The following is a 25,115-nucleotide window of genomic DNA, read 5'->3' as shown; positions in this document are numbered from 1 at the left end:
CCTTGCAGCAAACAATGGGCAAAAATGTAGTCGTACTCGGCACCCAGTGGGGTGACGAAGGCAAAGGTAAGATTGTCGACCTTTTAACAGAACAGGCAAAATACGTAGTTCGTTACCAAGGCGGCCATAATGCCGGCCACACTCTGGTTATCGATGGTGATAAAACCGTTCTTCACTTAATTCCATCTGGGATCTTACGCGATAATGTTAAATGCATTATCGGTAACGGCGTTGTGCTAGCTCCTGATGCATTAATGAAAGAAATCAACATGCTTAAAGAGCGTGGTGTGCCGGTTGAAGACCGTCTTCTGATTTCTGAAGCTTGTCCGCTTATTCTTCCATTCCACTGTGCACTGGATATTGCTCGCGAAAAAGCGCGCGGTAACAATGCAATTGGTACGACTGGTCGCGGTATTGGCCCTGCATACGAAGATAAGATCTCTCGTCGTGGTTTACGTGTAGGTGATCTATTCAATGCTGAGCTATTTGCTAAGAAGCTTGAAGAAGTAATGAAGTACCACAACTTCATGCTAACCGAGTACTACGGCTGTGAAGCTGTTGATTACCAAAAGACCCTTGAAGATGCATTAGCTATTGCTGATTACTTCAAGAGCATGTGTGTTGATGTTACTGAGCTACTTGATACTGCACGCAAAGCAGGTGAGCCAATTCTGTTTGAAGGTGCTCAAGGTACTCTGCTTGATATCGACCACGGTACATACCCGTTTGTAACTTCGTCTAACACTACTGCTGGTGGTGTAGCGACAGGTTCTGGTTTTGGCCCACGTCACCTAGACTATGTACTAGGTATCATGAAGGCTTACACCACACGTGTAGGTGCGGGTCCATTCCCAACTGAATTAGACAATGAAATCGGTGATTACATCGGTGAGAAAGGTCAAGAATTTGGTGCAACGACTGGTCGTAAGCGTCGTCCAGGTTGGTTAGACGTTGTGGCAATGCGCCGCGCGGTTCAAATCAACAGCATCAGCGGTTTCTGTTTAACTAAACTAGACGTACTTGACGGCCTAGAAGAAGTTAAGATTTGTGTGGGTTATCAGTACCCAGACGGCCGCGTAGAAAAGGTCACGCCACTAGCTGCTGAAGGCTACGAGCAAGTTACACCTATCTACGAATCTATGCCTGGTTGGAAGGAAAACACCTTTGGTGCAACTTCTGTCGATCAGCTTCCTCAAGCAGCACTTAACTACATCAAGCGTGTAGAAGAGCTACTTGAAACACCTGTTGATATCATCTCAACTGGTCCAGATCGTAACGAAACCATGACTTTAGTTAACCCATTTAACTAAACTCAACTCGTTACTAAAGAGGCCGCATTAGCGGCCTTTTTTATTGAACAAAGCAAAAGATCGCGCTTAAGAAATGCGCTATACTGCCGATGCAAAGAGTAATGTCACTGTCACCGAGACTCACTATGCTACGACTATTTGTATTGGCTTTATTGATACTTCCATATTCTCTATATGCTCAAACTGACGAAACTGTTAGTCAGCAGCAAGCTGGAGAAGAAGTGAGTAGCGAGCCAATGGCTGACGATAGTGCCTCAAGTGAGCAAACACCTGAAGATATGGGCGGTGAAGGCGCAAGTGAACCCTTGGCTAGTACAGGTGCAACGGTGCAAGACATGGGCGGTGAGGGTGACGTAGAAGCCTATGACATCTATGGTGATGAAGTTTTAACAGAGCTAATCCGCCGTGACCATTACCTTCAGCGTGTAGAAGATGATGAATGTCAGCTAGTGCAAGATATTGAAGCGAAAGCTGAAGTACTAAGACAGCCTTTGTATCAATTTTTATGGGGCGAAATGCTAAACCATGGTGTTTGCGTTCCAAAACACTCTGCCCGTGGTATGGCTCTGCTTCAAACAGCAGCTGAGCAAGGCAGTGCAGAGGCAATGGTTAAATTGGCTGAATATTATTATTCAGGCAAATTAGTCATTACCGACAAAAATCGCGCCGTACAATATGTATTGCCAGCAGCTGCAAATGGCGATATTCGTGCACGACTTATGTTAGTGCGCTTATTCGGTGAAGGTTACGGTAGCCCGCGTGATTACGAATTAGGCTACCATTGGTTATACAATAGTTATTTTGATGACTCTGCCCAGCATAAGCAGGCGATGTCATTACTGAAAATGTTAGCGGCCAAGATGCCCGAGAGTATTGTGAAGCGGGCACAACAACCGCAGTTATATACACAATAGTGGTGCAAGCGCACCTGAAAATGGAAACTGAATGATCAAAGATCCTCATTTTGAGAGAGAGCAAGACAAGTATCAAAACCCAATCCCAAGTAGAGAATACATTTTAGACTACTTGCGTGCCCAAACTTCCCCTGTCACTCGCGACAATATAGCTAAAGCACTAAATATTACAGACGAAGAGCAATTAGAGGCACTTCGTCGCCGCCTGCGCGCCATGGAGCGTGATGGTCAGTTAGTGTTTACCCGCGGGCAGAGTTACGGTCTACCTGAGCGTATGGATTTAATGTCAGGCACCATTATCGGCCACAGAGATGGCTTTGGCTTTTTTAAGCCAGATGAAGGCGGAGATGACTTATTCGTTAACAATCGCGACATGCTCAAATACTTCCACGGTGATAAAGTCCTTGCCCAAAAAGCTGGTACTGATCGCCGCGGTAAACGTGATGCGCGTATTGTACGCCTAGTGCATGAGCGCACTGCGCCGCTTGTTGGCCGTTACCATGTAGATAGTGGTATGGGCTTTGTTATTGCTGACGACAAGCGTATTACCCAGGAAATTCTTATCGCATCAGAAGATAAGAATGGTGCCCGCGCGGGCGATGTGGTTGTGGTGGAATTGACTCGTCGCCCAGGACGCTTTGTAAAAGCCGCTGGTAAAGTCACAGAGGTGCTAGGTAAAACCATGGCGCCTGGGATGGAAATTGAAATCGCCCTGCGCAATTACGACTTACCGCATACTTGGTCGCCGCTTATTGAGAAAAAGCTGCGCAAAATTCCTGATGAAGTACCTGAGGAAGATAAGCAAGGGCGCGTTGATTTACGTCACTTACCATTAGTGACCATTGATGGCGAAGATGCCCGAGACTTTGACGATGCCGTTTATGCTGAAACTAAGCCTAGTGGTGGCTGGCGCTTATGGGTAGCCATTGCCGATGTGAGCCATTATGTGCGCACTGAATCGGCCCTTGATAAAGAAGCGCGCCGCCGAGGTAACTCGGTGTACTTCCCGTCGCAAGTTATTCCTATGCTGCCAGAGAAGATCTCCAATGGCCTATGCTCGTTAAATCCGCATGTCGATAGACTGTGTATGGTGGCGGAGATGACTATTTCTGCTCGTGGTAAGCTATCAGGTTACAAGTTTTACCCTGCGGTGATGCACTCTCATGCGCGCTTAACCTACACTCAGGTTGCCGACATGCTTGAGGGCGGTGAGGTTAAAGATCAGCATCAAGCTATCTTGCCGCACCTAAAGTGCTTGCAATCACTTTATTTAACTCTGGACGAAGTACGAGCCGATCGCGGCGCGATTGCGTTTGAAACCTTAGAGACCCAGTTCATTTTTAATGAGCAGCGTAAAATCGATAAGATTGTGCCTCGGGGTCGTAATCAGGCGCACAAAATCATTGAAGAATGCATGATTTTGGCCAATGTCGCTTCAGCTAAGTTCGTTAAAAAGCACAAAGGTGAGGTGCTGTATCGCGTGCATGAAGCGCCGTCTGAGCAAAAGCTTACCCAGTTTAAAGACTTCTTGTCTGAGCGTGGTTTAACCTTAGACGGTGGACTTGAGCCGGAGCCGAGTGACTATCAAAAGCTAATGCTAGAGGTCGCAGATAGGCCTGATGCTGAGCTTATTCAGGTAATGTTGCTACGCTCTATGCGTCAGGCAACTTATACCCCTGATAATGAAGGGCACTTTGGTTTAGCACTGGAAGCATATTCGCACTTCACATCGCCAATTCGCCGCTACCCAGACTTAATTTTGCATCGGGTGATTAAGTTCTTACTCGCTAAGGCGCAAGGTAATGTCACTGATAAATGGACCGCTGATGGTGGTTTCCATTACGACTTAGATGAGTTAGATCAACTTGGTGAAGAGTGTTCCAACACTGAGCGCCGCGCAGATGAAGCAACACGGGATGTAAGTGACTGGCTTAAGTGCGAGTACATGCAAGATCATGTTGGCGATACCTTTGATGCCGTTGTGGCATCGGTAACCAACTTTGGTTTGTTTGTACGCTTAAATGAGCTGTTCATTGATGGCCTAGTGCATATCTCAAGTTTGGCGAGCGATTATTATCAGTTTGACCCAAGTCGTCAGCGTTTGATTGGTGAGCATTCGCGTAAGATTTATCAGATTGGTGATGAAGTAACGGTAAAGGTGGCTGCTGTTAACCTTGACGATCGCCAAATTGATTTGGTGATGGAAGGTGATAATAACAAAGGACGTGGTCGCAAGCGTAACCCGAATAAACCGTTAACCGCGCGCGAGCGAGCAAACCTTGAAGGTGCAAAGCGCAGTAATGGCGATGCTAAGTCTAAGTCATCAAGCCGCTCATCAGCAAGCTCAAAGTCTAGTGACTCAAGAGCTAAGTCTGAGCGCAAGGGCGAGCATAAGCCAGCTAGCTCGAAAAAGTCAAAAAAGGCTAGCGCTAAGAAGCGCTCGTCGAAAAAGTCCACTGCCAAACGCAGTAATAGAAAGAAATAGGCAGTTAGAGAAATAAGCCATGAAAAAACAAGAGATGATTTTTGGTATTCACGCGATTAAAGCATTGCTGGATAACAGCCCTGAACGCGTGATTGAAATGTGGGTTTTGCAAGGCCGTGATGACGAGCGTTTGTTACCTGTGATTAAAGCTGCAGCTAACATGGGCGTTGCTGTGCAGCGCGCATCGCGTAAAGTGCTCGATGACAAAGCCAATAGCAGCCAACATCAAGGTGTTGTTGCTAGAGTTAAGCCGGCGAAGCAACTAGGCGAACATGACTTAGATGCACTGCTAGCCAAAACTGACACGCCATTTTTGTTGATCCTTGATGGAGTGACAGACCCACATAATCTAGGTGCTTGCCTGCGCAATGCGGACGCCGCTGGTGTGCACGGCATTATCGTACCTAAAGACAACTCAGTTGGCTTAACCGCAACGGTAAGCAAGGTTGCGTGCGGCGCAGCAGAGGCCGTGCCTTTGTTTCAGGTCACTAACCTTGCGCGAACTATGCGTCAAATTCAAGATAAAGGGGTATGGATTGTCGGTACCGCCGGTGAGGCCGATGGCAACGTATATCAAGCTGATTTAAAAGGGCCGCTTGCGATTGCTATGGGGGCTGAAGATAAAGGTCTTCGTCGCTTAACCCGTGAAAGTTGCGACTCTTTGGTCTCGATTCCAATGGCGGGTAGCGTGTCTAGCTTGAACGTATCGGTTGCTACAGGCGTATGCTTATTTGAAGCGGTCAGGCAGCGTTTAGCTTAAACTGACAAGCTTCGCTGCAAGCAAAACGCCGTATGTTTATATACGGCGTTTTTTTGTTTTCTTGCACAGTGATTGCAGTTTACTGGTAGGTATAAAGTAGGTTAAAGGTGGTAATGGTATCTAACTGCTTAGTATCAGTTGGCACTGTTGTGTTGTATTTAAAGTTCATACCCACTTTAAATGCCCAGTCCTGAATAAATGTATTCTTGTAACTTAAGTCTAAGGTTAGAGTTGAGTTGTCTTTACCCGCTTCAGCGGTAAAGTCAGCATTAAAGCTAGTGTATTCTTGCAGCTTTAATGAGTACTTGGCTGCTGAACGTAAAATCACGTTACTATTAGCGCTTGGATCTGGCTCAGATTCCGTCGCAATAGGGATATCGTAACGGTAACCAGGACCCATCTCTAAGCTCAGTGTGTGTTTGCTGTCTGAAATTACATCAAAACCGTAACCCGTTGAGATAGTGCTAATACGAGTAAACGAACCAAACTTATCCCAGGTTAATTCGCCGCGACCATATAAATAGGCGTCGTCAAACTTGTAGTTTGACTGCAGGTAAAGGTCAAACTTTTCTGCGGTTGACGAACCGTCATCTGCCGCGTAGTAAGCTTTAAAGGTAGCCTCTTGCTTAGCTTTTTCAGTGTCGTAAGTGATGTGAGTGCGACCATTAAAGTTCTGTGTTGAGTTGTTGCCACTATTTACTTGCAAACCAGCCTCAATTTCAGCGTAGATATCGCTCGGTGGTTCTTTATAATCAGGTGGTACTAGCGCCCAGGCTGAAGACGGGAACAGTACTAACGCAGTTAAATAACACAGCTTGTTCATGAAGTTTTATCTTTTTATTCTCATTATGGCTTAGCTTTTAGCGCCATCATCATACCGCTTAAGGGTGCGACTGCAAAGGGATTGCATTAAAGCGAATTACTCGCTTGAGTTTTAGGTAATAAGGCTGTAGAATCGCGCGCTCAAATCAGTCACTTTATTTAGTTCCTTGCCTCAAACTTGGTATGACTGAGCCAAAACGAGGCTACATAACCGTAAGGAGCAATAAATGCGTCATTACGAAATCGTATTTATGGTTCACCCAGATCAAAGTGAACAAGTCCCAGGTATGATCGAGCGTTACACCGGTGTTATCACCGCTGCTAACGGTACAGTTCACCGCCTAGAAGATTGGGGTCGTCGTCAATTGGCTTACCCAATCCAAGACCTACACAAAGCTCACTATGTTCTTATGAACGTAGAGACTACTGCAGAGTCTGTAGAAGAGTTAGAAACAGCTTTCCGTTTCAACGACGCTGTTCTGCGTAACATGGTAATGCGCACTAAAGCTGCTGTTACTGAAGCTTCTCCTATGGCTAAAGCAAAAGAAGAGCGTGACTCACGTCGTGCACCTGCTGCTGAAGCTAAAACAGAAGAAAGCGCTGAAGAAAAAGCTCAATAATTTTCTGTGAATAACCACTTAATGTTGTCGGGCGAAATTAAACGCGCCAGACAATTTGAAAGCCCAAGCGGAATCGCCCATACGGTGTTAACCCTTGAGCACAGATCGCGAAGATTAGATGCAGATTTACCACGAAACGTGTACTGCCTAATTCAAGTGATATTGAGTGGAGAGCGCCTCAACAGCGCAACAGATAAATTTAAAGCTGGTATGCAAGTTGATGTGGAAGGATACCTTTCATTGCAACAAGGGCGAAATGGACAAAACCGTTTAGTCTTGCATGCTGAAAATGTCGAATTGAAAACTTAGGAGACTGTCAAAATGGCACGTTATTTCCGTCGTCGCAAGTTCTGTCGCTTCACTTCTGAAGGTGTTACAGAAATTGATTACAAAGATATCGTAACTTTAAAGAACTACATCACTGAAAGCGGCAAGATCGTTCCTAGCCGTATCACTGGTACTAGTGCTAAATACCAACGCCAACTAGCTCGCGCAATCAAGCGTGCTCGTTATCTTTCTCTTCTGCCATACACTGATTTACATCAGTAATTGCAGACCAGATACAAGAGGATTAGATAATGAACGTTATTCTACTTGATAAAATTGCTAACTTAGGTGGCCTAGGCGACCAAGTTTCTGTAAAAGCTGGTTACGCACGTAACTACCTTCTACCACAAGGTAAAGCGGTTGTTGCTAACGCTGCAAACGTTGAAGTTTTCGAAGCTCGCCGTGCTGAGCTAGAAGCTAAATTAGCTGCTGAACTAGCAACTGCTAACGAGCGCGCTGAAAAGCTTGCTGCTCTTGAAGCTGTTGTTATCGCTTCTAAAGCTGGTGAAGAAGGTAAACTATTCGGTTCTATCGGTACTCGCGATATTGCTGATGCAGTAACTGCTGCTGGTGTTGAAATCACTAAAGCTGAAGTTCGTCTTCCACTAGGTGCACTACGCACTACTGGTGAGTTCGAAGTTGAAGTTTCAGTTCACACTGAAGTTCAAGCTACTGTTACTATCTCTGTAGTTGCAGAAGACTAATAGCTAACTGCTTTTAGTTAAAAACACCGCCAATTGGCGGTGTTTTTTTATGCCTGTTTTATACTAGCCAACACAAGTATGTGATCATTCTTACCGATTAGCTCTTATTGTTTAAAATGGCTTATAACGTCGTTAAATGATTTGTAGTAAGCACAGCTAGCTAGTTGCAATGACTGCCTTGTTCTAATCGCTTGTTCCTAAGTAATCTCTGGTCACTTATTTATCCCAATAGGTATAGCAACGAAATACAGGTACAAAAAAGCAGGTTAATGTCACCATTAACCTGCTTTTGATATATCTGAAGGCAACCGATTTAGTCTTTAACTAAATCAAGCTCCTCCATTAGATTGTCAGCATTATCCACTTTATCCATCATCCACAAGATGTAGCGCACATCTACGTGAACTGCGCGGGTGATGGTTGGATTAAAGAACCAATCTTTGGTAATGGCTTCGTAAGTTGAGTCAAAGTTCAAACCAACTAGCTCACCTTGGCCGTTTAGTACAGGTGAACCAGAGTTACCGCCTGTGGTATCAACACTTGATAGGAAGTTAACTGGCACCGAGCCGAACTCATTTGGTTTAGCTTCACAAGACATCAGTTTACAGAACCATGAGCGTGGGTCTTGGTAAACCGAACCAATTCTATGCTCGCCATAGTCATTAGCTTTAATCGCATTTAGTACTTTCTCTGGTGCGTTAAATGGCTCAACACCTGTGTGCTTTGCGACAATGCCTTCTAAGCGCGTAAACGGCTGCTTGTAAAGCGCATCTGCCGATTGATAACCATCAACCATGCCATAGGTAATACGCAGCGTGCCGTTGGCATCTGGGTATACTGGCCAGTCATTGGCTTTGTAGTAGTTAATCACGGCAGACATATACGCTGGGCGGGCAACAGACAGCTTACCGCGTAAGGTCTTCTGCTCTTGCTCAAGTTGCATATTGGTGTCGTGCAGGGCAACAGCTAAGCGAATGAATGGATCGTTACTGCTCTCGAATTCTGCAGGCGATTTATCCATCCAGGCAAGGCGCGTGCTTTGATCGGTAAGCTCAGTTAACGCATAAAATCCTGCAACCTTATTGCTTAGATCTTCATCGCTACTTGCGCGGCTAAGGGCGTTGTCTAATACCTTCACTTTCAACGGCTGATCAACATACTCATTGAGATCTTGCAGCCACAGCGTTTTATCTACATTGGCATCAAAGCTGGTATCGATACGTTTTAGGCGTGCGGTAAACATTTTCATGTCACGTTCTTGATAGCCCGCTTCGCGATCAGCGTCATCTTTTTGCTTCTCTTTTGCTAGGCGGTATAAGCTTTTAGCCGCGCTAAGTAGTGTGCTCGATTGCGCATTTTCAAAGTAGTAGTTGGTTTGGGTTAGCTTGTGTTGCTTGGCTAGCAGTGACTCAAGCTCTGCAATAACCTGTTGATTGGCATTCTTGTCTTGCTTTAACCAGGCAAGGAAATCATTTTCACGATTTTGTTTAATGCCAACAATATCAGTCGCTTTAAAACCATCAAGCAAACCGTTGAGCTTTTTCATGCGGTTTGCCATTGAAGCAAGTGTGCCCGCATATTTAATCTTGATGCCATTATCTGCACCGCCCATTTGTTCAATGGTGTCGATTTTTTGCTGATAGTGAGCAGCATAGGTTGGATATAGCCACTGGCTGGCAAATTCTAGCTCGCTGGTTAAGCGGTAGCGGCTAGTCGAGCCTGGGTAACCAGCAACAAATACACCGTCACCGGCTTTAACGCCGTTTGCGTTAATTTTTAGATAACTTTTCGGCGTGTAAGGGACGTTGTCTGTAGAGTAGGTCGCTGGCTTACCGTCTTTACCTACGTATGCGCGTAAGAAGGTAAAGTCGCCGGAGTGACGTGGGTATTCATAGTTATCAATATCACCGCCAAATGCGCCAACACTTTCAGGTGGCGCGTACACTAAGCGCACGTCACGGATGATCAATTGCTTACTCAGGTAGAACTCTAAACCATTGTGAAAGCTACTGACTGAGCAGCGATAATTGTCGTCTGATTCACATTCTTTAATCAGTGCTTTTTTATTGCGCTCAATACCCTGATAGCGTGCAAGTGGTTCATCACTTAGGTTGGCATTAACTTGCTTAGTTACGTCAGTAACTGACTCAGTAATGTATAAGCGCTCATTTGGGCCTGCTGATGGCTCTTGTTGTTGGCTCTTGGCTAGGAAGCCTTCTGCGAGGTAATTGTGCTCAGTATTACTGTTATATTGAATGGCGCGATAGGCACAATGATGGTTTGTGACAACAAGTCCTTGGGGCGATACAAAACTGGCTGTACAATACCCGAGTCCAACCACTGCATTCATTGGATACTGGCTTAAATCGGCGAGTTGTTTTGCTGGAATGTCGATGCCGCGATGTTGTAATTTGTCGGCAATAGAGGGCATTTGATACGGTTGCCATTGTCCTTCGTCGGCGAAAGCTAAGCCCGATGAAAGTGTAAGGGCGGCAATCAATGCAATACGCATGTTTAATCCTTAAATCTTTTATTTATTGTCGTATTGTTGGTGTTGTTAAGGGCTTATTCAGCGCCTTTAAAATAACCTAGGTGTTATATCATATTTTTTATTTGTCTGGGGTGTGTTTAACCGGGCAAACAGACGTGTTTAATCAGGTATTTGTAAGTTGTTATGTCTTGCTCAAGCCATAAGCTCATAATACTTTGGGTTAATCACTAAGTTTTGTTTTATTGGAGAGTCAATGTCTCAGAAAGCGCCATTTAGGCCAAAAAAACAACCAACTGATGCAGAAGTTAATGCGCTAAAACTGCCGCCGCACTCGATAGAGGCTGAGCAGTCAGTGTTAGGTGGCCTGATGCTAGACGCCGATGCATGGGACAGGGTTGCTGAAGCCGTAGTGGCAGAGGATTTTTATTCTCGCTCTCATAAGATGATTTTCAATGCTATGCAGCGCCTAATGGAAGCAGGGCAACCGATCGACTTGATCACAGTGTCTGAGCAATTAGAAATTGAAGATCAGCTTGAAGATGCGGGCGGTTTCGCCTATTTAGGTGAGATTGCTAAAAACACCCCAAGTGCGGGCAATATTTTATCGTATGCAGATATTGTGCGTGAGCGTGCGGTCGTGCGCGACATGATTGGCGTAGCCCACGAAATTGCCGATGCTGGTTATAACCCTGAGGGGCGTGACTCAAGCGAATTGCTCGACCTTGCAGAGAGTAAAGTCTTTAAGATTGCCGAGATGCGCGCCAACTCAAATGAGGGCCCTGAAGGCATTAAAACCATTTTGGAAAAGACGGTTGATAAGATTGAAGAGCTTTATAACAACCCACAAAATGGTGTGACTGGGGTATCGAGCGGCTTTCGCGACCTCGATAATATGACCGCGGGCTTCCAGTCTGGTGACTTGATTATTGTTGCTGCTCGTCCATCTATGGGTAAAACCACCTTTGCGATGAACTTGTGTGAGCAAGCAGCAATGAACGAGAAGCATCCTGTACTGATTTACAGTCTGGAGATGCCGTCAGAACAGATCATGATGCGTATGCTGGCATCGTTAGGCCGAGTTGACCAAACGAAAATCCGTACTGGTCAGCTAGATGATGAGGATTGGGCACGCGTGTCATCTACCATGGGGTTGATGCACGAGCAAGGCAAGATGTACATTGATGACAGCTCTGGCCTAACTCCAACTGAAGTACGAAGCCGTGCTCGTCGTATTGCACGAGAGTATGGTGGCTTGTCGATGATCATGGTCGACTACCTGCAGCTGATGCAGGTGCCAGCGCTAAAAGATAACCGTACCCTAGAGATTGCCGAGATTTCTCGCTCATTGAAAGCACTAGCGAAAGAGCTCGAAATCCCAGTGATTGCACTGTCGCAGCTTAACCGCTCCCTTGAGCAACGCGCAGATAAACGCCCAGTAAACTCTGACTTACGTGAATCAGGCTCGATTGAGCAGGACGCCGACTTGATTATGTTTATTTACCGTGACGAAGTGTATAACGACGACTCGGAAGATAAAGGCACTGCCGAAATCATTATTGGTAAGCAGCGTAACGGCCCAATTGGCCGTGTACGCTTGGTGTTCCAAGGTCACTTCTCTCGCTTCGATAACTACGAAGGCCCGCAAATCGAAGAAGATTAATTTCATTGACTGCTGGGTGAATACTCACGCTCAGCAGTTAATCTCGTTCTACACTAACAGAGTTGGTTAGTTGTCATTAGTAGTTGTTAAAGGTAGAGATATTTGAAACCGTTTCCTCGTGCTGAGGTTAGTCGCCAGGCACTGCAGCACAACCTGCAACGTATTAAACAAATTGCGCCAAACAGCAAGATCATGGCTGTAGTGAAAGCCAATGGCTATGGTCATGGCTTATTAAATGTGGCTCATAGTGTGTGCTGCGAGCAAGGACAAGCGGATGGCTTTGGTCTTGCTCGTTTAGAAGAAGCCCTGCAGATGCGCGGCGGCGGCGTTAGTGCGCGTTTGTTATTGCTTGAAGGTTTTTTTCGTCAAGCCGACCTGCCTTTATTAATCGAGCATGATATTGAAACTGTTGTGCATCATGAGTCGCAGCTAGAGATGTTAGAAACAGTCGAGCTTTCTGAGCCAGTGACGGTTTGGCTTAAACTTGACTCTGGCATGCACAGACTTGGTTTTTCACTTGCTGATTTTCAGCAGATGTATCAGCGTTTACTTGCTTGCCCTAATGTGCAAAAGCCAGTTCATTTAATGACGCATTTTGCCTGCGCCGATGAGCCAAATAATGCAATGACCACTAGGCAAATTGAGGCTTTCAATAACCTAGTTGCAGATTTAGAAGGCGATAAAACCCTAGCTAACTCTGCAGGCACACTTTTTTGGCCAACTAGCCAGGCTGACTGGGTGCGCCCAGGAATCGCCCTTTATGGAGTCTCTCCCGTGATTGGCGATCGCGGTTATAAGCATGACTTAGTGCCTGCAATGGAGTTAATGTCTCGCTTAATTGCTGTTCGTGAACTAAAGCAAGGTGAGAGTGTTGGTTATGGCGCACATTGGGTATCGAGCCGTGATACTCGTCTGGGCGTGGTCGCAATTGGTTATGGTGACGGGTACCCGCGTAATGCACCAGAAGGAACGCCGGTGATGATAAATGGCCGCAGGTTGCCGATTGTCGGCCGGGTATCAATGGATATGTTAACTGTCGACCTTGGGCCAGATGGTCTAGAGCAAGTAGGGGATGATGTTCAATTATGGGGCAAGGAGTTAGCCGTTGAAGAAGTTGCTGAGCATATAGGCACGATTGCCTATGAGCTAGTGACTAAGTTAACGCCGCGAGTTGCGGTTGAGTTACTCGATTAAGGTTACGGAAATGCTTATCAATAGGGCATTAGTAGCTGCGTGTATGTGCGCGGTGACTGTTGTTTCCCAGCAAACTCATGCTTCAAGTGAAGCTATTATACCGACTTCACTTGCTAGTGAAGCTGAAGCAAGCACTGACGCGAATGCTAGCGCTGGTGAATCTAGCGATACTCCTAAACCGAGTTATCAGGCAGAAGTAGAAGTTGTTCCGTTTATTTTTGCCACTGAAACCCTAAGCACTGCTTTTGGTGGTGCAGGCGTGATTAAACACGCTGGTCAAGCTCAGGCGACGGCTTTGGGCGTAGGGCTATACACAGCTAACGATAGTTGGATGGGCTTTTTAGGCTTATATAACTATCAACTTCCAGGTGCAGAGCAATGGCTATTCTCTTTTGAAGCATTTCAAGGTCATTATGAACAAGGTATTTACTTCTTAGAGCCCCATGAAAGTCCGCGAGGTGAAACTGAAAAAGTTATTTCTGTCGGTGATGAAGGTATTGCCAAATTACATATTGAGTATGTACTGCCGATAGCATCGGGTAAGCAGGGCGCAGCGAGAAGCCTCGCAAGACGACAAGCTGAAGAGATAAGTTGGAATCCGCTTGAGTCAGGTGTGTCCAGTGTGAAGCTCACTCCCTTTGTTAAAAATCGCAAGCTGGAAGTCAACGAAACTCTGCCAGACCTTGCTAAAGGTGCTGAGTTACTATTTGAATGGGATAACCGGGATACCAGTAAAGACACACTTAAAGGTGGTCGCACTAGCTTAACCTTTACCTATGGTATGGCCATTGACGACCAACCAGATTGGAGTATTTGGGAGTTTGAGCAAAGCGCATTTTTCCCGCTTGGCTCAAATAAGTGGCTAAGCGAGCAAGTACTCGCGGCTAATGTTTATGTTGCAGACACGCCCAGCTGGAATAAGCAAGATGGCACCACAGGTAATTACCATCGTCCACCCACGTTTGCCGGTGTTGGTTTAGGTGGTTTTGATCGCCTGCGTGGTTATTCATCAGATCAATTCACTGGCCGCAGCGCGGTTAACTACTCTTTAGAATATCGGGTTAAGCCTCACTGGCAGCCACTACAAAACTGGCCAGTATTTAATTTGTACAAGGTGCCTTGGTGGCAATGGGTCGTATTTGGCGAGATGGGTAAGGTGGCAAACAGCTTCTCAGCCAGTGAGTTGCATACTGACATGAAGTACGTAATGGGCGCAGGTGTGCGCTTCGAGGTAGAAGATATTGTGGTGCGTTTGGATTTAGCTTCCAATACAGACGAAAACCAATTTTGGGTAATGGTGAACCAAGCGTTCTAAAACAGGCGAACGTTTAAGGCTATATGTAAAGTGCTAACTGTATAGCAATGACATTACCTCGTTTAGAAAACCTGCGTAATAAATTACAAAAACAAGGGCCAAACATTATTGTTTGGCCCTTGTCGTTTTATTTGAATCGCGAGTAATTGTAATTACAAGTCTTCAAAGCAGATTTCGATATAGGCATTGCCTTTTGGGTGAGTAAACGGCATGAGAATTTTCTTACCTTTACTCTTATGAGAAATGCTATGGCCAAGGCCAGAAACTACCGCCGGCGTTGCCATATCAAACTCATAACCATCGTCACTTAATAGATTCTTCGCGCCACCCGTTACCATGTTGGTTATCTCACCAACAAGATCGGTCACTTCATCATTAATGCTAGTGGGTTTTTCGCCAAGCATCTTATCCATAATTTCAAAAATTAGGCTACGGTCGAATGTGATTGACATAGAACCCTTAGTCTCAGGGCCCACCATGCCTATCAAACCTGATACATCACCCTTGGCGACATCATGCGTTTTGATTTGTGGCTTACCTGGCGTGAGATCCAGTGATGCCATAGTGGAAAGTACGTTAAGTAACGAGGATAAAAATGGGTTAATAAAGGCTACATTCATGAACTAAATCCATTGGTGATACGGTAATAAGATACTGATAGCGCGAGTTTAGTTGATATTTTGCTTTTTATTTTTAATGGCTTAATGGTGCTTATAACGTAAGCTCATGTCAGCCTATATCCCCAAGCTTCAAAGATAACAGACCTTGGTGATAACTCAACCGAAGCGACACAATATAATGACAAATAAATTACCAAATAAATGCCAATCGCTTCACAGTTACCCACGCAGCGCCCTTAGCATTTTTGTAACAGACGTTATTTTGTCTAGTTTATTTACATTGTAAGCCGAAATTGCCTCAGCGCAGGCGCCGACTAAGGGCACTTTGGCTAATCCCTAGCAGTTTTGCAGCTTCAACTTGGCTATAGTTACAACGTTTTAATGCTTCATGTATCAGTAATTGTTGAACTTCTGATAGCGTAGGCAACTTATTGGGAAAGCTCACCTGGGTTTCTGTATCTGGGTCAGGCTCAGTGTTTTGTGCAGCATTGACTAGTGCTTGGAGGTTACCAAGAGCTACAGCCTTAAATACTCTTGCTCGAAGCTCTGCGACATTGCCTGGCCAGGATTCTTGCTCAAGTTGCTGCACCAGTTCAAAGCACAAAGGGATTAGAGGTTTATTTAAGTGCTCACAAGCATCCTGCATGAATTGTGCAGCTAATAACCCGATGTCTTCTGGCCGTTCTCTTAGCGGTGGTAAAACAATATGATGAGTATGTAAGGCAACAAATTGAGTAGGAGTAACTTTTCCTTGATCTCTAAGTTGCTGCAGTGGCAGCTCAGTTAACACGAGCACCTTGCAGGGTAGTGGCATGTGCTGCACGCTACCTAAAGGATAATACTGGCGACTTATCAATGCATTGACGACAGAATTAATTACATCATTTTCAAGCTGAAATAAGCCTTCCAGAATAACCACGCGGCCTCTATTTTGCTCAAAAAAACCTAACTGAGCAGGCTCTCCAACTTTGTTAACACCTCTAACACGCCCAAAGAGTGTTGCGATCACTGAATGTTTAAATTGCTCTAGTTGCAGATGCGCTGCACTATTTTCTTCATCCATCAGTTGAGCTAATCCGGTTGCGAAAGTTCGTTTGCCGCCACCGCTCTCACTTTCAATTACAACTGGATACGATGAGCGCGTAAGCGCGGTTGCATAACGGATACAGTCGTTCATTTTTGAACTCTGACTGATGATGCCTGGTAGTTTTCCCAGACGTTTTTTACCTAGAAAACTTTGGGTAACTTCACGATAGTTCACTTCGAGTGCAGCGACTTCTAAAGCCCTACGAATACAGGCAATAAGTTGTTCAGGGCGGCCCCCTTTTACAAAAAAGTCATATGCGCCGCGTTTTACACAGCGCACAGCCGTAGCAGTATCATTCGCGCCAGTGACGACAATCACTCGAGTAAATGGTGCTTGCTCGCTGATAGTATCTAATAGCTCCTCACCACCGATATGCGGCATGTTTAAGTCAAGTAACACAAGGTCAATATCTTGGCCGATAATCATGTCTATTGCGTGGCGGCTGTTTTCACAGCAACTCACTCTGGCTTCTGGTACTTCTTGACGCAATGACACAGCCATAGCACGTAACCAACGAGTTTCATCATCAACAATTAAAATGGAGCGATATAGTTTCATTAGAATACGGTACTCTTGGTATTGGAAAATTAATGGGGTTGAGCCTTGTTAGCAACGTCAAAAGTCACTTTCATCAAGGTACCTTGACCTTGTTTTGAGTCTACATGCCAATGTCCGCGATGTTCATGAATAACTCGCCCACATAAGGCTAAACCTAAACCTGTCCCCCTTCGCTACGGCGCGTGGTGAAGAAAGGTTCACGAATTCGGTCAAGTAGTTGGGGAGCAATTCCGACGCCATTGTCTTTGACTTCTAAAGAGACCTGAGTGCCACACTCCCTGATATCGATTGATATGGTTCCACAATCCCCCGCTGCGATCGCCTGACAGGCATTTTGTACAAAATTAATAACCACTAATTGCAGCTGCACTTCGTCGCCCATGACATAAACAGGTTCAACGGGAGGGTTCCATACTAGGCGATGACGTTTGAGCTGATTCGCTGTCATGCGCAATGCTGAATCGATGATTTGTTGCAGTGGTACTGGCGCATAATGATATTCAGATCTTGGGCTTGAAAGCTTTTTGAGGTCGTTAACGATTCGGCTCATATTTGCAACCGATTGTTCGACGGACTCAACTTGATAGTCCACCTCAACTAGAGCTTCGCTTGGTTTTAGCCCTGCCACACGCCAATACGGATCTTGCTGTTCAATCTCTGGTATTACGGTTCGCGCGTCCGCCAAGAAATAACTGATAAAGCGCACCGCTTCATTAATCAAACCCAAAGGGTTATTAATTTCATGGGCAATACCGGCTGAAATCTCGCCAAGCGCCACCAGACGCGCGGCTTTATCGTTTTCTAATCGCAGCTGAGTCCGTTCGGTTGTGTCTTCAAGCATTGCGAGCACTCTTCCACAACCCATTGGGTGAACTCTAATATGCCAATAGGTACCATCACCACTTAACTCTATAAAGTTTGAGTCATGCTGATCGCAACAGCCGCTGAATAGTTTCTCAAACTCAAATATTTGGCCATTGGCACAATGTAATGAACGATTAGCTAATTGTGATTCAAACTTGTTGTTGCTCCATAGCTGCTCACCATGAGCATCAAAGATAATCACCCCGTAAGGCATATCATCTAGCACAGACTGAAATAACTCTGAGATTTCCCTAATCCGTGACTCTGCGGCATAACGTTCATTAAGCTCTTGTTGCAAGCGCAATTTATGCTGACGTAATCGCAGGGTCATTATTGATGTGATAATCATGCCAATGACGCTGGCGACCCCAAGCGCAATAGCTGCATATAGCGAGTTTCGTTTAATTGAGATTAGGTCTATTTTCTCTTTGCCAAAGCCAACCCATCTTTTGGTCATTCGGTCAATGGTGCCGTTTTGATAAAACTGCAACACAACAGCTTCAACTTGCTCGGCTAAAGATTGATTCGTAAGGTTTGAAACAACATAGAAATTACCGCGGATAAGAGGAGCGCTGGCTGTTTTGATGTTGTCATAGAGGCTTAGTAGCCTCCAAGAGCAATAGAATTCAGACAACACAAAATCTAATTCGCCACGGGTCATCGCCGAGAATGCTTTAGCGTTAGATGAGAAGTACACGACGTCTATGTTATTTGAATGCTTAGCAAGATAACGAGCAACAAATGAGCCTTTCTTTACGCCAACTCTCTTTCCGTCTAGATCTCCTAGGTTTTCTATTTGTGATTGGCCCTTAAGGTTATAGGCGGAGGCATGAGTGGCACTTAGTGGCATCGAGTAGGCTAGTTGCGCATGAGAGTGGCCATTGTCTGCAACAAAGGCGATGCCATTGTGTTCAAAGCTACTCAGTGCGTCAACAATGCTGCCTAATTCGCGTCGCTGAATCTGTAGACTTACACTGAGCTCCTTGGCGATAGCTTGAGCTAATTCGTAGTTTAATCCCTGTTCTTCACCGTCATCGAGCCATTCAAACGGCGGCGTATTACTATGCACATATAAGGTTAACTCCTGGGCCGTAGCTTTAACATTCCCAAATATGGCAACGAGTATTAATGCGACAATACCTCGCCATTGCTTGTTGAGAATACAAAGCAATGAGCTACTGATAACAGTGTTAACCCTATCAATATTTGCCAAGAGAACGCCTCAATTATCGTCTAAGTTACGCATCGCGAGTAAATACAATCACGTATACCAAGAACAACTTTCCATCACAATTGCCTTACTTGATAACTTTCGAAAATTGAGACGTTGAGCAGTACCACGACTACGTCAAAATCATAGATAACAATAGGAGTAGTAATCATTCTCAAAACTTTCATAAATGCATATTGCATAGTACGTAGCGCAAGTTTAACGAAGCTGTATAAATCCCATCACAATTAGCTCAACAAAGTTATCTCCAGGGTTTTGATTTATTGATAATTGATTCGAACGACAGGTAATCACTATCCAAGGAGCGATACTATGAGCGATGAAAAACTAAACACTGAGCGTCGAGATTTTTTAAGTAAAGGCGCAGTTCTTGCTGCATCCGCCGGAGTGGCTGCAGTTTCAGTTGCACCGTCAGTCGCTGTTGCGAAACCAGCCTCTAATGTCGGGCCAATTGAAGTTAAGGGATACGTAAAAGATCCAAAAAATCTAAAAGAAGTGTTAACAAACGCCAAGAAAATTATGGACACTTGCGCGGCTTGTGACATTGCCGGCCCTGGTCGTTGTAACGGTAAAGGCCCTTGTGGTGAGTCAACGCCAGGCATGGGCGGCAAACGTCGCAGCTTCATTAACAATGTTGAGGCATTTGAAAAACTGCACTTCAACATGAGCACAGTGCACAACGTTAAAAAACCAAATACTGAGCTTGAGTTGTTTGGTGTCAAGCTGTCTATGCCTATCTTAACCGGCGTTACCGGTGGATTAACTTACAACATGGGTGCCAAAGGCAAATTAGCCTACGATGGCACTGAGATGACAGAAAGTAAGTTTGTTAGGGGTATTGTTGAAGGGGCTTACAATGCTGGCACCCTAGGTTGGGCAGCAGACGGTATTGGCGACCCAATTGAGACATACCGCGAGCGCCTAACTGTGGTCAAAAAGTTCAAAGGCCGAGCTTTAGCACAGATTAAACCTCGTACTCAAAAAGAAATTTTTGAGCGTATTGATGCAGTGCAAGCAGCAGGTGCACCTTTCTTTGCTATCGACATCGACTCTGCCGGTCGCGCAGCAAGAGCCTTACCGGGTAAAACAGTTGAGCCTAAAGATGTCAAAAAGCTTCGTGAAATCGTCAAGTACGCGAAAATTCCATTTGTAGCGAAAGGGATCATGACACCAACTGAAGCACTTATGTGTGTAGAAGCTGGCTGTGCAGGTATTGTTGTGTCGGATCACGGTGGCCGTGTAATGAGCTCAACTCCTGCATCTTTAGACGTGCTGCCAGGTATTGTAAAAGCGGTTCGCGATAGCGGTTCAGACATGGTCATCTTGTTTGACTCAGGTGTTCGTGACGGTGGTGATGTGCTTAAAGCCCTAGCACTAGGTGCGCAAGCTGTACTTGTTGGCCGTCCTTTCTTAAGAGCTTCGCTAGGTGGTGGTGCTAAAGGCGTTGAAATGATGTTCAAGAAAATGCACACCCAACTCGTTTCTACCATGGTATTAGCTGGTGTAGCTGATGTGAAAAAAGTGCCGGCGGACATCATCTATAAGGAGGCTTAGATGGGCCAGAAACGAATTAAAGGCCTCTATGCAACCTTATTAACCTTTGCTGTATTGACTACAGCCAGTGTTAGTGCCACTCCAAGCGATCAAGATCGTCAATACGGTGGAGGAGGCAAAGGTGCTGTGGTGTTTAGCTTTGAAAGTCATGCGCGCAATGGTGGCTTAACTTGCGAAGACTGCCACTCAACCGATGGCACGGGGTTATTTGAGATGCAGCGATATGAATTTACCATGCAAGATCATGCTAAAGGAAACTATTGCTGGGCCTGCCATAACAATAAAATCGCAGATAAAAGCTGCGGTAGTTGTCACTACTAACGGCTATGGCTCCTTCATTTAATCAAGGAGCCTTCTTATGGAGAAGAACATTCATGAAATACCTAGTTTTAGGCGTAATCGCGGCAGCGGCGATTCCATTTTGTAGTATTGCAGATACATTGGGTGTAAAAGCTGATTTATCTTTCTATGACCGTCATATCGTTGCAGATGGCGTCACTTGGTCTGCACAAAATGACATTATTCATTCAAAAGGCACTGGAGAAAGCTATCTTGTTGTACCAGGAACCTATGATGATTTTGTATTAACCATCGAGTTTAAACCTGATGCGACCGTTAATGGCGGTATTTATATGCGCTGCCAAGATCCTAAAAAAATCAAAGCAAACACTTGCTATGAGGCCAATATTTGGGATGCAGCAAAAAACCAAGAGTTTCGAACTGGTTCAGTCGTAAAACGACAAACCTATATCAGCAAACAAGATACCGCCAATCAATGGAATACTTATGAGTTAACTATGGTGGGTCAACATCTAAAAGTTCGATTAAATGGTGTGGTCACTGCAGAGATGAACAATGTTGAATATGCAGATGGCTTTATTGCTATTCAGCACAAAGGCAAAGGCGAATTTAAAATGAGAAACTTAAATATTCGCAAGCTATAAACTTTCTCTACTGTTTCACGTCCTCCCCCTGCGAAGCCCAAAGCAACATGCTGCGGGCTTTTACATTCTTATGTTGTTTTTGTGTACCCTGCTTTGTAGTCGTTGGCAGCTTTTCTATGCTAGAATGCGCCGCTTTTTTGTCCTGCTAAATCATCAACTATGCCGCCAACAATTTACGTTGGGCGAGCACACTTGCTGTCGCAGGCTAAAATTGATACCAGAAAACTATTGTTTAGAGACGTTTATGAGCACACAGAATCTTGATCGCACTTTTAGTATCGCGCCAATGCTTGATTGGACCGATCGTCATTATCGATACTTTGCGCGCATTATGTCTAAACAAGCTTTGCTCTATACCGAGATGGTGACGACAGGGGCGATTATTCATGGCAAAGGTGATTACCTTGAGTTCAATGAGCCTGAGCACCCAGTGGCGTTGCAGCTAGGCGGGTCTAACCCACAGGATCTTGCTACGTGCGCTAAGCTTGCGGCTGAGCGCGGTTATGATGAAGTAAATCTTAATGTGGGTTGCCCGTCAGATAGAGTACAAAATGGCCGCTTCGGTGCTTGCTTAATGGCTGAGCCTGAATTAGTTGCCGAGTGTGTGGATGCTATGAAGCAAGTGGTTGATATCCCGGTTACGGTCAAGTCACGTATTGGTATTGATGACCAAGACAGCTATGAATTTTTAACTCGCTTTATTGATGTTGTTTCAGCTTCAGGCTGTGAAGAGTTCACGATTCATGCTCGCAAAGCCTGGCTACAAGGTTTAAGCCCTAAGCAAAATCGTGAGATCCCGCCGCTGGATTATGATCGCGTGTATCAGATCAAAAAAGACTACCCGCAATTAAATATCAGCATTAATGGCGGAGTTACCAGTCTTGAGCAAGCTAAAGTGCATCTTGAGCATGTTGATGGCGTTATGGTTGGGCGCGAAGCCTACAACAACCCTTATATTCTTGCCGAAGTTGACCAACAGCTATGTGGTATTGATGCGCCTGTGGTGACTCGCCAACAAGTGATCGATCAAATGCTGCCTTATATCGAGCGTCATTTATCTTCTGGTGGCAAGCTGCACCATATTACCCGCCATATGACTGGGCTATATCAAGGTATTCCAGGCTCACGCAGCTGGCGTCGTTATTTGAGCGAGAATGCTCATAAGGCTGGGGCTGATACTCAGGTGGTACTCGATGCGATTGCGGCTATGGAGCAGGGCAAGTAACGCTACTCAAGATTTGTGAATATCTACTACTTTCGACTGCTTTAAAAGCGCCATCTGGCGCTTTTTTGCTATTTGAGCGATCGCAAATGATCGTTTTGACTATTTTCACCAAGTAAATGGCGAAAATCACTACTCGTTGGTTTTTTGCCAATATTAGCAAATGAAAACCACGGTTAAAAACGCCATTGTTCTCACCTATCTATTTGTAATTTAAATAAATATAAAACTTGGCACGCAGGTTGTAATAACTTAATCGTCAGTGATAACAGGGGTTATCACACTAAACGATTAAAGGATTACATTATGTTTACTTCAACTTCTAAAAATTGGTTATCAACTTCAGTTAAGTCTTCTATCGCTGCGCTAGTACTGGCTACAACAAGTCTATCAGCACAAGCTAATGAAGTGTCAGTGACCGAAAGTCTAGTAACCAATATTGAACAAAACCTTACTCACGCAAGCCAAGAAATGTTTAGCACAGTGCAGCACGAAATTATGTTGTCGCTACAAACTCAAATTGCTGAGCAAGTGTTTGAACTCACAGCAACGGAATCTGCAACTGAACAAGCTGATAAAATAAACACTGCCATTGCTGCAGCTAAGGCTAAGTAATGTTATTCAGTTCAGGTCTAGTCACTTTGCTTTTGTTACCTGTCATTAGTTTTAGTTTATGTGCAGCAATGGCGAGCTGGCTTTGGGGTGATGCGCAATAATAAAGTCCGAAGTGATTCGGCAGTAAATTTTAATCAGCCAGGTTAATGGCTTAAACAAAGGGGATGATATGAGTAGTTTGATGGAACGTTTAGATTCGAGTCGCGGGTTAGTGTGTGGTGTATGTAGCAAAATCGCCACTCAGTTTGGTTGGTCTATCGCAGTTAGCCGTATAGTGGCAGCAATTGTGTTAGTGGTAAATCCAAGTGTGACTTTGTTGGTTTATATGGTGATTGCCGTGCTGATGACCCAGCGTAGTTCTTACTGAAAACACCATAGATGGCAATAACAAGAGGACAAGACTATGCCCCAAAACCGCAGTAAAACAGTTAAACGCTGAGCTCTTAGTTAACCGCTTTTATTTGAGAGCGATTAACTAAGGGCTTTGTAGCTTGTATGCATTGATTAATGCACACAAGCCATTGATTGGTACACATAAGCGTATAGCGAGGTTATTTAGACAAGAAAGCAGCAAAGCGTGCTTTGGCTTCATCACTTTGTAGGCGGGTATCAAATTCCACAAGCTCGCGCTCCATTTGGTTTTTTACTTGGTCAAAGTCATGACGCAATAACTTCTTCGACGCTTGAATTGCCTGAGGAGGCAATGCAGCGAGTTTTGCGGCTTGTTTAAAGGCAAACTCAACTACTGGCTCGTCAGTAATCACTTTATTGAGTAGATTAAGTTCATCTGCGCGCTGCGCTGAAAACGGCTCGCCAAGCAGCAGTAACTCGGCCGCTTTATGCTGACCAATGAGTTTTGGTAGTAAGTAACTTGATGCCGCTTCCGGCACTAGTGCCAGTTGGGTAAATGGCATTTGAAATTTAGCGCTTTCGTCTGCGTATACCAGATCGCAATGCAACAGTAAGGTGGTGCCGATACCAACCGCTGCGCCAGACACCGCTGCAACCATCGGTTTGTTTACTGCGAGTATAGCTTGTAAAAACTGCACCGTTGGATGGTCATTAGTTAGTGAGCCCGATTGCAAAAAGTCGGCGATGTCGTTGCCGGCAGTAAAGCAGTCGTCGGTGCCACGAAACAGAAACGCACGAATACCATTGTCCGCCTCACCTTGGATCAGGTATTCTGTTAGTTGTTGATACATCTCAAGATTGAATGCATTACGCTTTTGCGGACGATTAAAACTGATGATGCGAACGCCCTGATCATCTCTAACCTGGATAAGACTCATTCGTGATTTTCCTTAATTGAAACGAGTAGTTATTAAATGGAGTTTAAGACATTGAAAAAAATATTCAAACACTTGTTTAATTCATTCGCCCTAATGTGTTTTGCGCTACCCACATTTGCTAACGTCATGGTCAAGGATGGCTATGTAAGAGCAATGCCTGCGAGCGTGCCTAACACAGCGGCTTATATGACTTTAATGAACCATACTTCTGATGCTTTAACGCTGGTTGGTGTGACGACATCAGCGGCCAAAACCGCAGAATTACACACTATTATTGAACAAAATGGTGTAGTTAAAATGCGTCAGGTAGAAGGGTTCGAGTTAGCGTCTCATGCAAGCTTAACGCTGCAGCCATCTGGCGATCACATTATGTTGTTAGGATTAGCTAAACCATTAGTGGTGGATGACACTGTGTCGCTAACTTTGCACTTTAGTAATGGCACAGAGCAAGCGATAGAGCTGCCGGTCAAGAAGAAGGCCAGCGCCAGTGATGAGCATGCGCATCATCACCATCACTAATTTTTAAGGG

At 45.0% G+C, this 25,115-nt stretch carries 23 protein-coding genes and 1 pseudogene; 18 read left to right on the top strand and 6 right to left on the bottom strand.

Annotated features, from left to right (window positions below):
- Positions 1–14 precede the first annotated feature (14 nt).
- From EXU30_RS06800 to rlmB, 4 genes are all read left to right on the top strand, one after another.
- Complete coding sequence (locus tag EXU30_RS06800) at positions 15–1,310, top strand: adenylosuccinate synthase (protein WP_130598564.1); 1,296 nt, start codon at positions 15–17, stop codon at positions 1,308–1,310.
- Positions 1,311–1,645: 335 nt separating this feature from the next.
- On the top strand, positions 1,646–2,224 hold the full coding sequence (locus EXU30_RS06795; protein ID WP_242620397.1) for a tetratricopeptide repeat protein: 579 nt from the start codon (positions 1,646–1,648) through the stop codon (positions 2,222–2,224).
- A 31-nt stretch (positions 2,225–2,255) separates the two neighbouring features.
- Complete coding sequence (gene rnr / locus EXU30_RS06790; protein WP_130598562.1) at positions 2,256–4,709, top strand: ribonuclease R; 2,454 nt, start codon at positions 2,256–2,258, stop codon at positions 4,707–4,709.
- 19 nt (positions 4,710–4,728) lie between these two features.
- Positions 4,729–5,469 (top strand): 23S rRNA (guanosine(2251)-2'-O)-methyltransferase RlmB, encoded by a 741-nt coding sequence (gene rlmB / locus EXU30_RS06785; RefSeq protein WP_130598560.1) that lies wholly within the window; start codon positions 4,729–4,731, stop codon positions 5,467–5,469.
- Between the two features lie 79 nt (positions 5,470–5,548).
- On the opposite strand, the gene EXU30_RS06780 is transcribed toward rlmB, so the two are convergent.
- Positions 5,549–6,292, bottom strand: coding sequence for a DUF481 domain-containing protein (locus EXU30_RS06780; protein WP_130598558.1), 744 nt, complete (start codon positions 6,290–6,292; stop codon positions 5,549–5,551).
- Between the two features lie 226 nt (positions 6,293–6,518).
- On the opposite strand from EXU30_RS06780, the gene rpsF reads away from it, so the two are divergent.
- The 4 genes from rpsF to rplI are packed head-to-tail and all read left to right on the top strand — an operon-like array spanning position 6,519 to position 7,942.
- Positions 6,519–6,911: a 30S ribosomal protein S6 gene (gene rpsF / locus EXU30_RS06775; protein ID WP_130598556.1), complete on the top strand. Its 393-nt coding sequence runs from the start codon at positions 6,519–6,521 to the stop codon at positions 6,909–6,911.
- A 21-nt stretch (positions 6,912–6,932) separates the two neighbouring features.
- Positions 6,933–7,220 (top strand): primosomal replication protein N, encoded by a 288-nt coding sequence (gene priB, locus EXU30_RS06770; protein WP_130603295.1) that lies wholly within the window; start codon positions 6,933–6,935, stop codon positions 7,218–7,220.
- A gap of 12 nt (positions 7,221–7,232) precedes the next feature.
- On the top strand, positions 7,233–7,460 hold the full coding sequence (gene rpsR, locus EXU30_RS06765; RefSeq protein ID WP_130598554.1) for a 30S ribosomal protein S18: 228 nt from the start codon (positions 7,233–7,235) through the stop codon (positions 7,458–7,460).
- Between the two features lie 29 nt (positions 7,461–7,489).
- Positions 7,490–7,942, top strand: coding sequence for a 50S ribosomal protein L9 (gene rplI, locus EXU30_RS06760; RefSeq protein WP_130598552.1), 453 nt, complete (start codon positions 7,490–7,492; stop codon positions 7,940–7,942).
- 313 nt (positions 7,943–8,255) lie between these two features.
- Here the strand turns inward: rplI and EXU30_RS06755 are convergent, their stop codons facing one another.
- Positions 8,256–10,454 carry a S46 family peptidase gene (locus EXU30_RS06755; protein ID WP_130598550.1) on the bottom strand — a complete coding sequence of 733 codons (2,199 nt, stop codon included), beginning with the start codon at positions 10,452–10,454 and terminating at the stop codon, positions 8,256–8,258.
- Between the two features lie 232 nt (positions 10,455–10,686).
- On the opposite strand from EXU30_RS06755, the gene dnaB reads away from it, so the two are divergent.
- The 3 genes from dnaB to EXU30_RS06740 all read left to right on the top strand — a co-directional run bounded on the left by dnaB (position 10,687) and on the right by EXU30_RS06740 (position 14,602).
- Positions 10,687–12,093 (top strand): replicative DNA helicase, encoded by a 1,407-nt coding sequence (dnaB, locus tag EXU30_RS06750; protein WP_130598548.1) that lies wholly within the window; start codon positions 10,687–10,689, stop codon positions 12,091–12,093.
- A gap of 102 nt (positions 12,094–12,195) precedes the next feature.
- Positions 12,196–13,287 carry an alanine racemase gene (gene alr / locus EXU30_RS06745; protein ID WP_130598546.1) on the top strand — a complete coding sequence of 364 codons (1,092 nt, stop codon included), beginning with the start codon at positions 12,196–12,198 and terminating at the stop codon, positions 13,285–13,287.
- Positions 13,288–13,297: 10 nt separating this feature from the next.
- Positions 13,298–14,602, top strand: coding sequence for a BamA/TamA family outer membrane protein (locus EXU30_RS06740; RefSeq protein ID WP_130598544.1), 1,305 nt, complete (start codon positions 13,298–13,300; stop codon positions 14,600–14,602).
- A 152-nt stretch (positions 14,603–14,754) separates the two neighbouring features.
- Here the strand turns inward: EXU30_RS06740 and EXU30_RS06735 are convergent, their stop codons facing one another.
- The 3 genes and pseudogenes from EXU30_RS06735 to EXU30_RS06720 all read right to left on the bottom strand — a co-directional run bounded on the left by EXU30_RS06735 (position 14,755) and on the right by EXU30_RS06720 (position 18,800).
- Positions 14,755–15,222, bottom strand: coding sequence for a chemotaxis protein CheX (locus EXU30_RS06735; RefSeq protein WP_130598542.1), 468 nt, complete (start codon positions 15,220–15,222; stop codon positions 14,755–14,757).
- A 298-nt stretch (positions 15,223–15,520) separates the two neighbouring features.
- Complete coding sequence (locus EXU30_RS06730; protein WP_130598540.1) at positions 15,521–16,867, bottom strand: sigma-54-dependent transcriptional regulator; 1,347 nt, start codon at positions 16,865–16,867, stop codon at positions 15,521–15,523.
- Between the two features lie 29 nt (positions 16,868–16,896).
- Positions 16,897–18,800: pseudogene (locus tag EXU30_RS06720) on the bottom strand (ATP-binding protein).
- Positions 18,801–19,274: 474 nt separating this feature from the next.
- Between EXU30_RS06720 and EXU30_RS06715 the strand changes: the two are divergent.
- The 6 genes from EXU30_RS06715 to EXU30_RS06690 all read left to right on the top strand — a co-directional run bounded on the left by EXU30_RS06715 (position 19,275) and on the right by EXU30_RS06690 (position 23,664).
- Positions 19,275–20,516, top strand: coding sequence for an alpha-hydroxy-acid oxidizing protein (locus EXU30_RS06715; RefSeq protein ID WP_130598536.1), 1,242 nt, complete (start codon positions 19,275–19,277; stop codon positions 20,514–20,516).
- A complete protein-coding gene (locus EXU30_RS06710; protein WP_130598534.1) occupies positions 20,517–20,837 on the top strand; it encodes a cytochrome c3 family protein in 321 nt (106 codons plus the stop codon).
- Positions 20,838–20,890: 53 nt separating this feature from the next.
- Complete coding sequence (locus EXU30_RS06705) at positions 20,891–21,460, top strand: 3-keto-disaccharide hydrolase (protein WP_165398978.1); 570 nt, start codon at positions 20,891–20,893, stop codon at positions 21,458–21,460.
- Positions 21,461–21,704: 244 nt separating this feature from the next.
- Positions 21,705–22,685, top strand: coding sequence for a tRNA dihydrouridine(20/20a) synthase DusA (dusA, locus tag EXU30_RS06700; protein ID WP_130598530.1), 981 nt, complete (start codon positions 21,705–21,707; stop codon positions 22,683–22,685).
- A 303-nt stretch (positions 22,686–22,988) separates the two neighbouring features.
- The gene (locus EXU30_RS06695; protein ID WP_130598528.1) at positions 22,989–23,297 is read left to right on the top strand and encodes a hypothetical protein; all 309 of its coding nucleotides are present in this window, start codon (positions 22,989–22,991) and stop codon (positions 23,295–23,297) included.
- A 169-nt stretch (positions 23,298–23,466) separates the two neighbouring features.
- Positions 23,467–23,664, top strand: coding sequence for a PspC domain-containing protein (locus tag EXU30_RS06690; RefSeq protein WP_130598526.1), 198 nt, complete (start codon positions 23,467–23,469; stop codon positions 23,662–23,664).
- 184 nt (positions 23,665–23,848) lie between these two features.
- Here EXU30_RS06690 and EXU30_RS06685 read toward each other — a convergent pair whose 3' ends face one another.
- Complete coding sequence (locus EXU30_RS06685) at positions 23,849–24,586, bottom strand: enoyl-CoA hydratase (RefSeq protein ID WP_130598524.1); 738 nt, start codon at positions 24,584–24,586, stop codon at positions 23,849–23,851.
- A gap of 36 nt (positions 24,587–24,622) precedes the next feature.
- Between EXU30_RS06685 and EXU30_RS06680 the strand changes: the two genes are divergently transcribed.
- The gene (locus EXU30_RS06680) at positions 24,623–25,105 is read left to right on the top strand and encodes a copper chaperone PCu(A)C (RefSeq protein ID WP_130598522.1); all 483 of its coding nucleotides are present in this window, start codon (positions 24,623–24,625) and stop codon (positions 25,103–25,105) included.
- The last annotated feature ends 10 nt before the right edge of the window (positions 25,106–25,115 follow it).

This window comes from Shewanella maritima, from assembly GCF_004295345.1.
GTDB classification, from domain to species: domain Bacteria; phylum Pseudomonadota; class Gammaproteobacteria; order Enterobacterales; family Shewanellaceae; genus Shewanella; species Shewanella maritima.
Note: the sequence above shows the minus strand (reverse complement) of the source record. Positions and strands in the feature narration are given on the sequence as shown.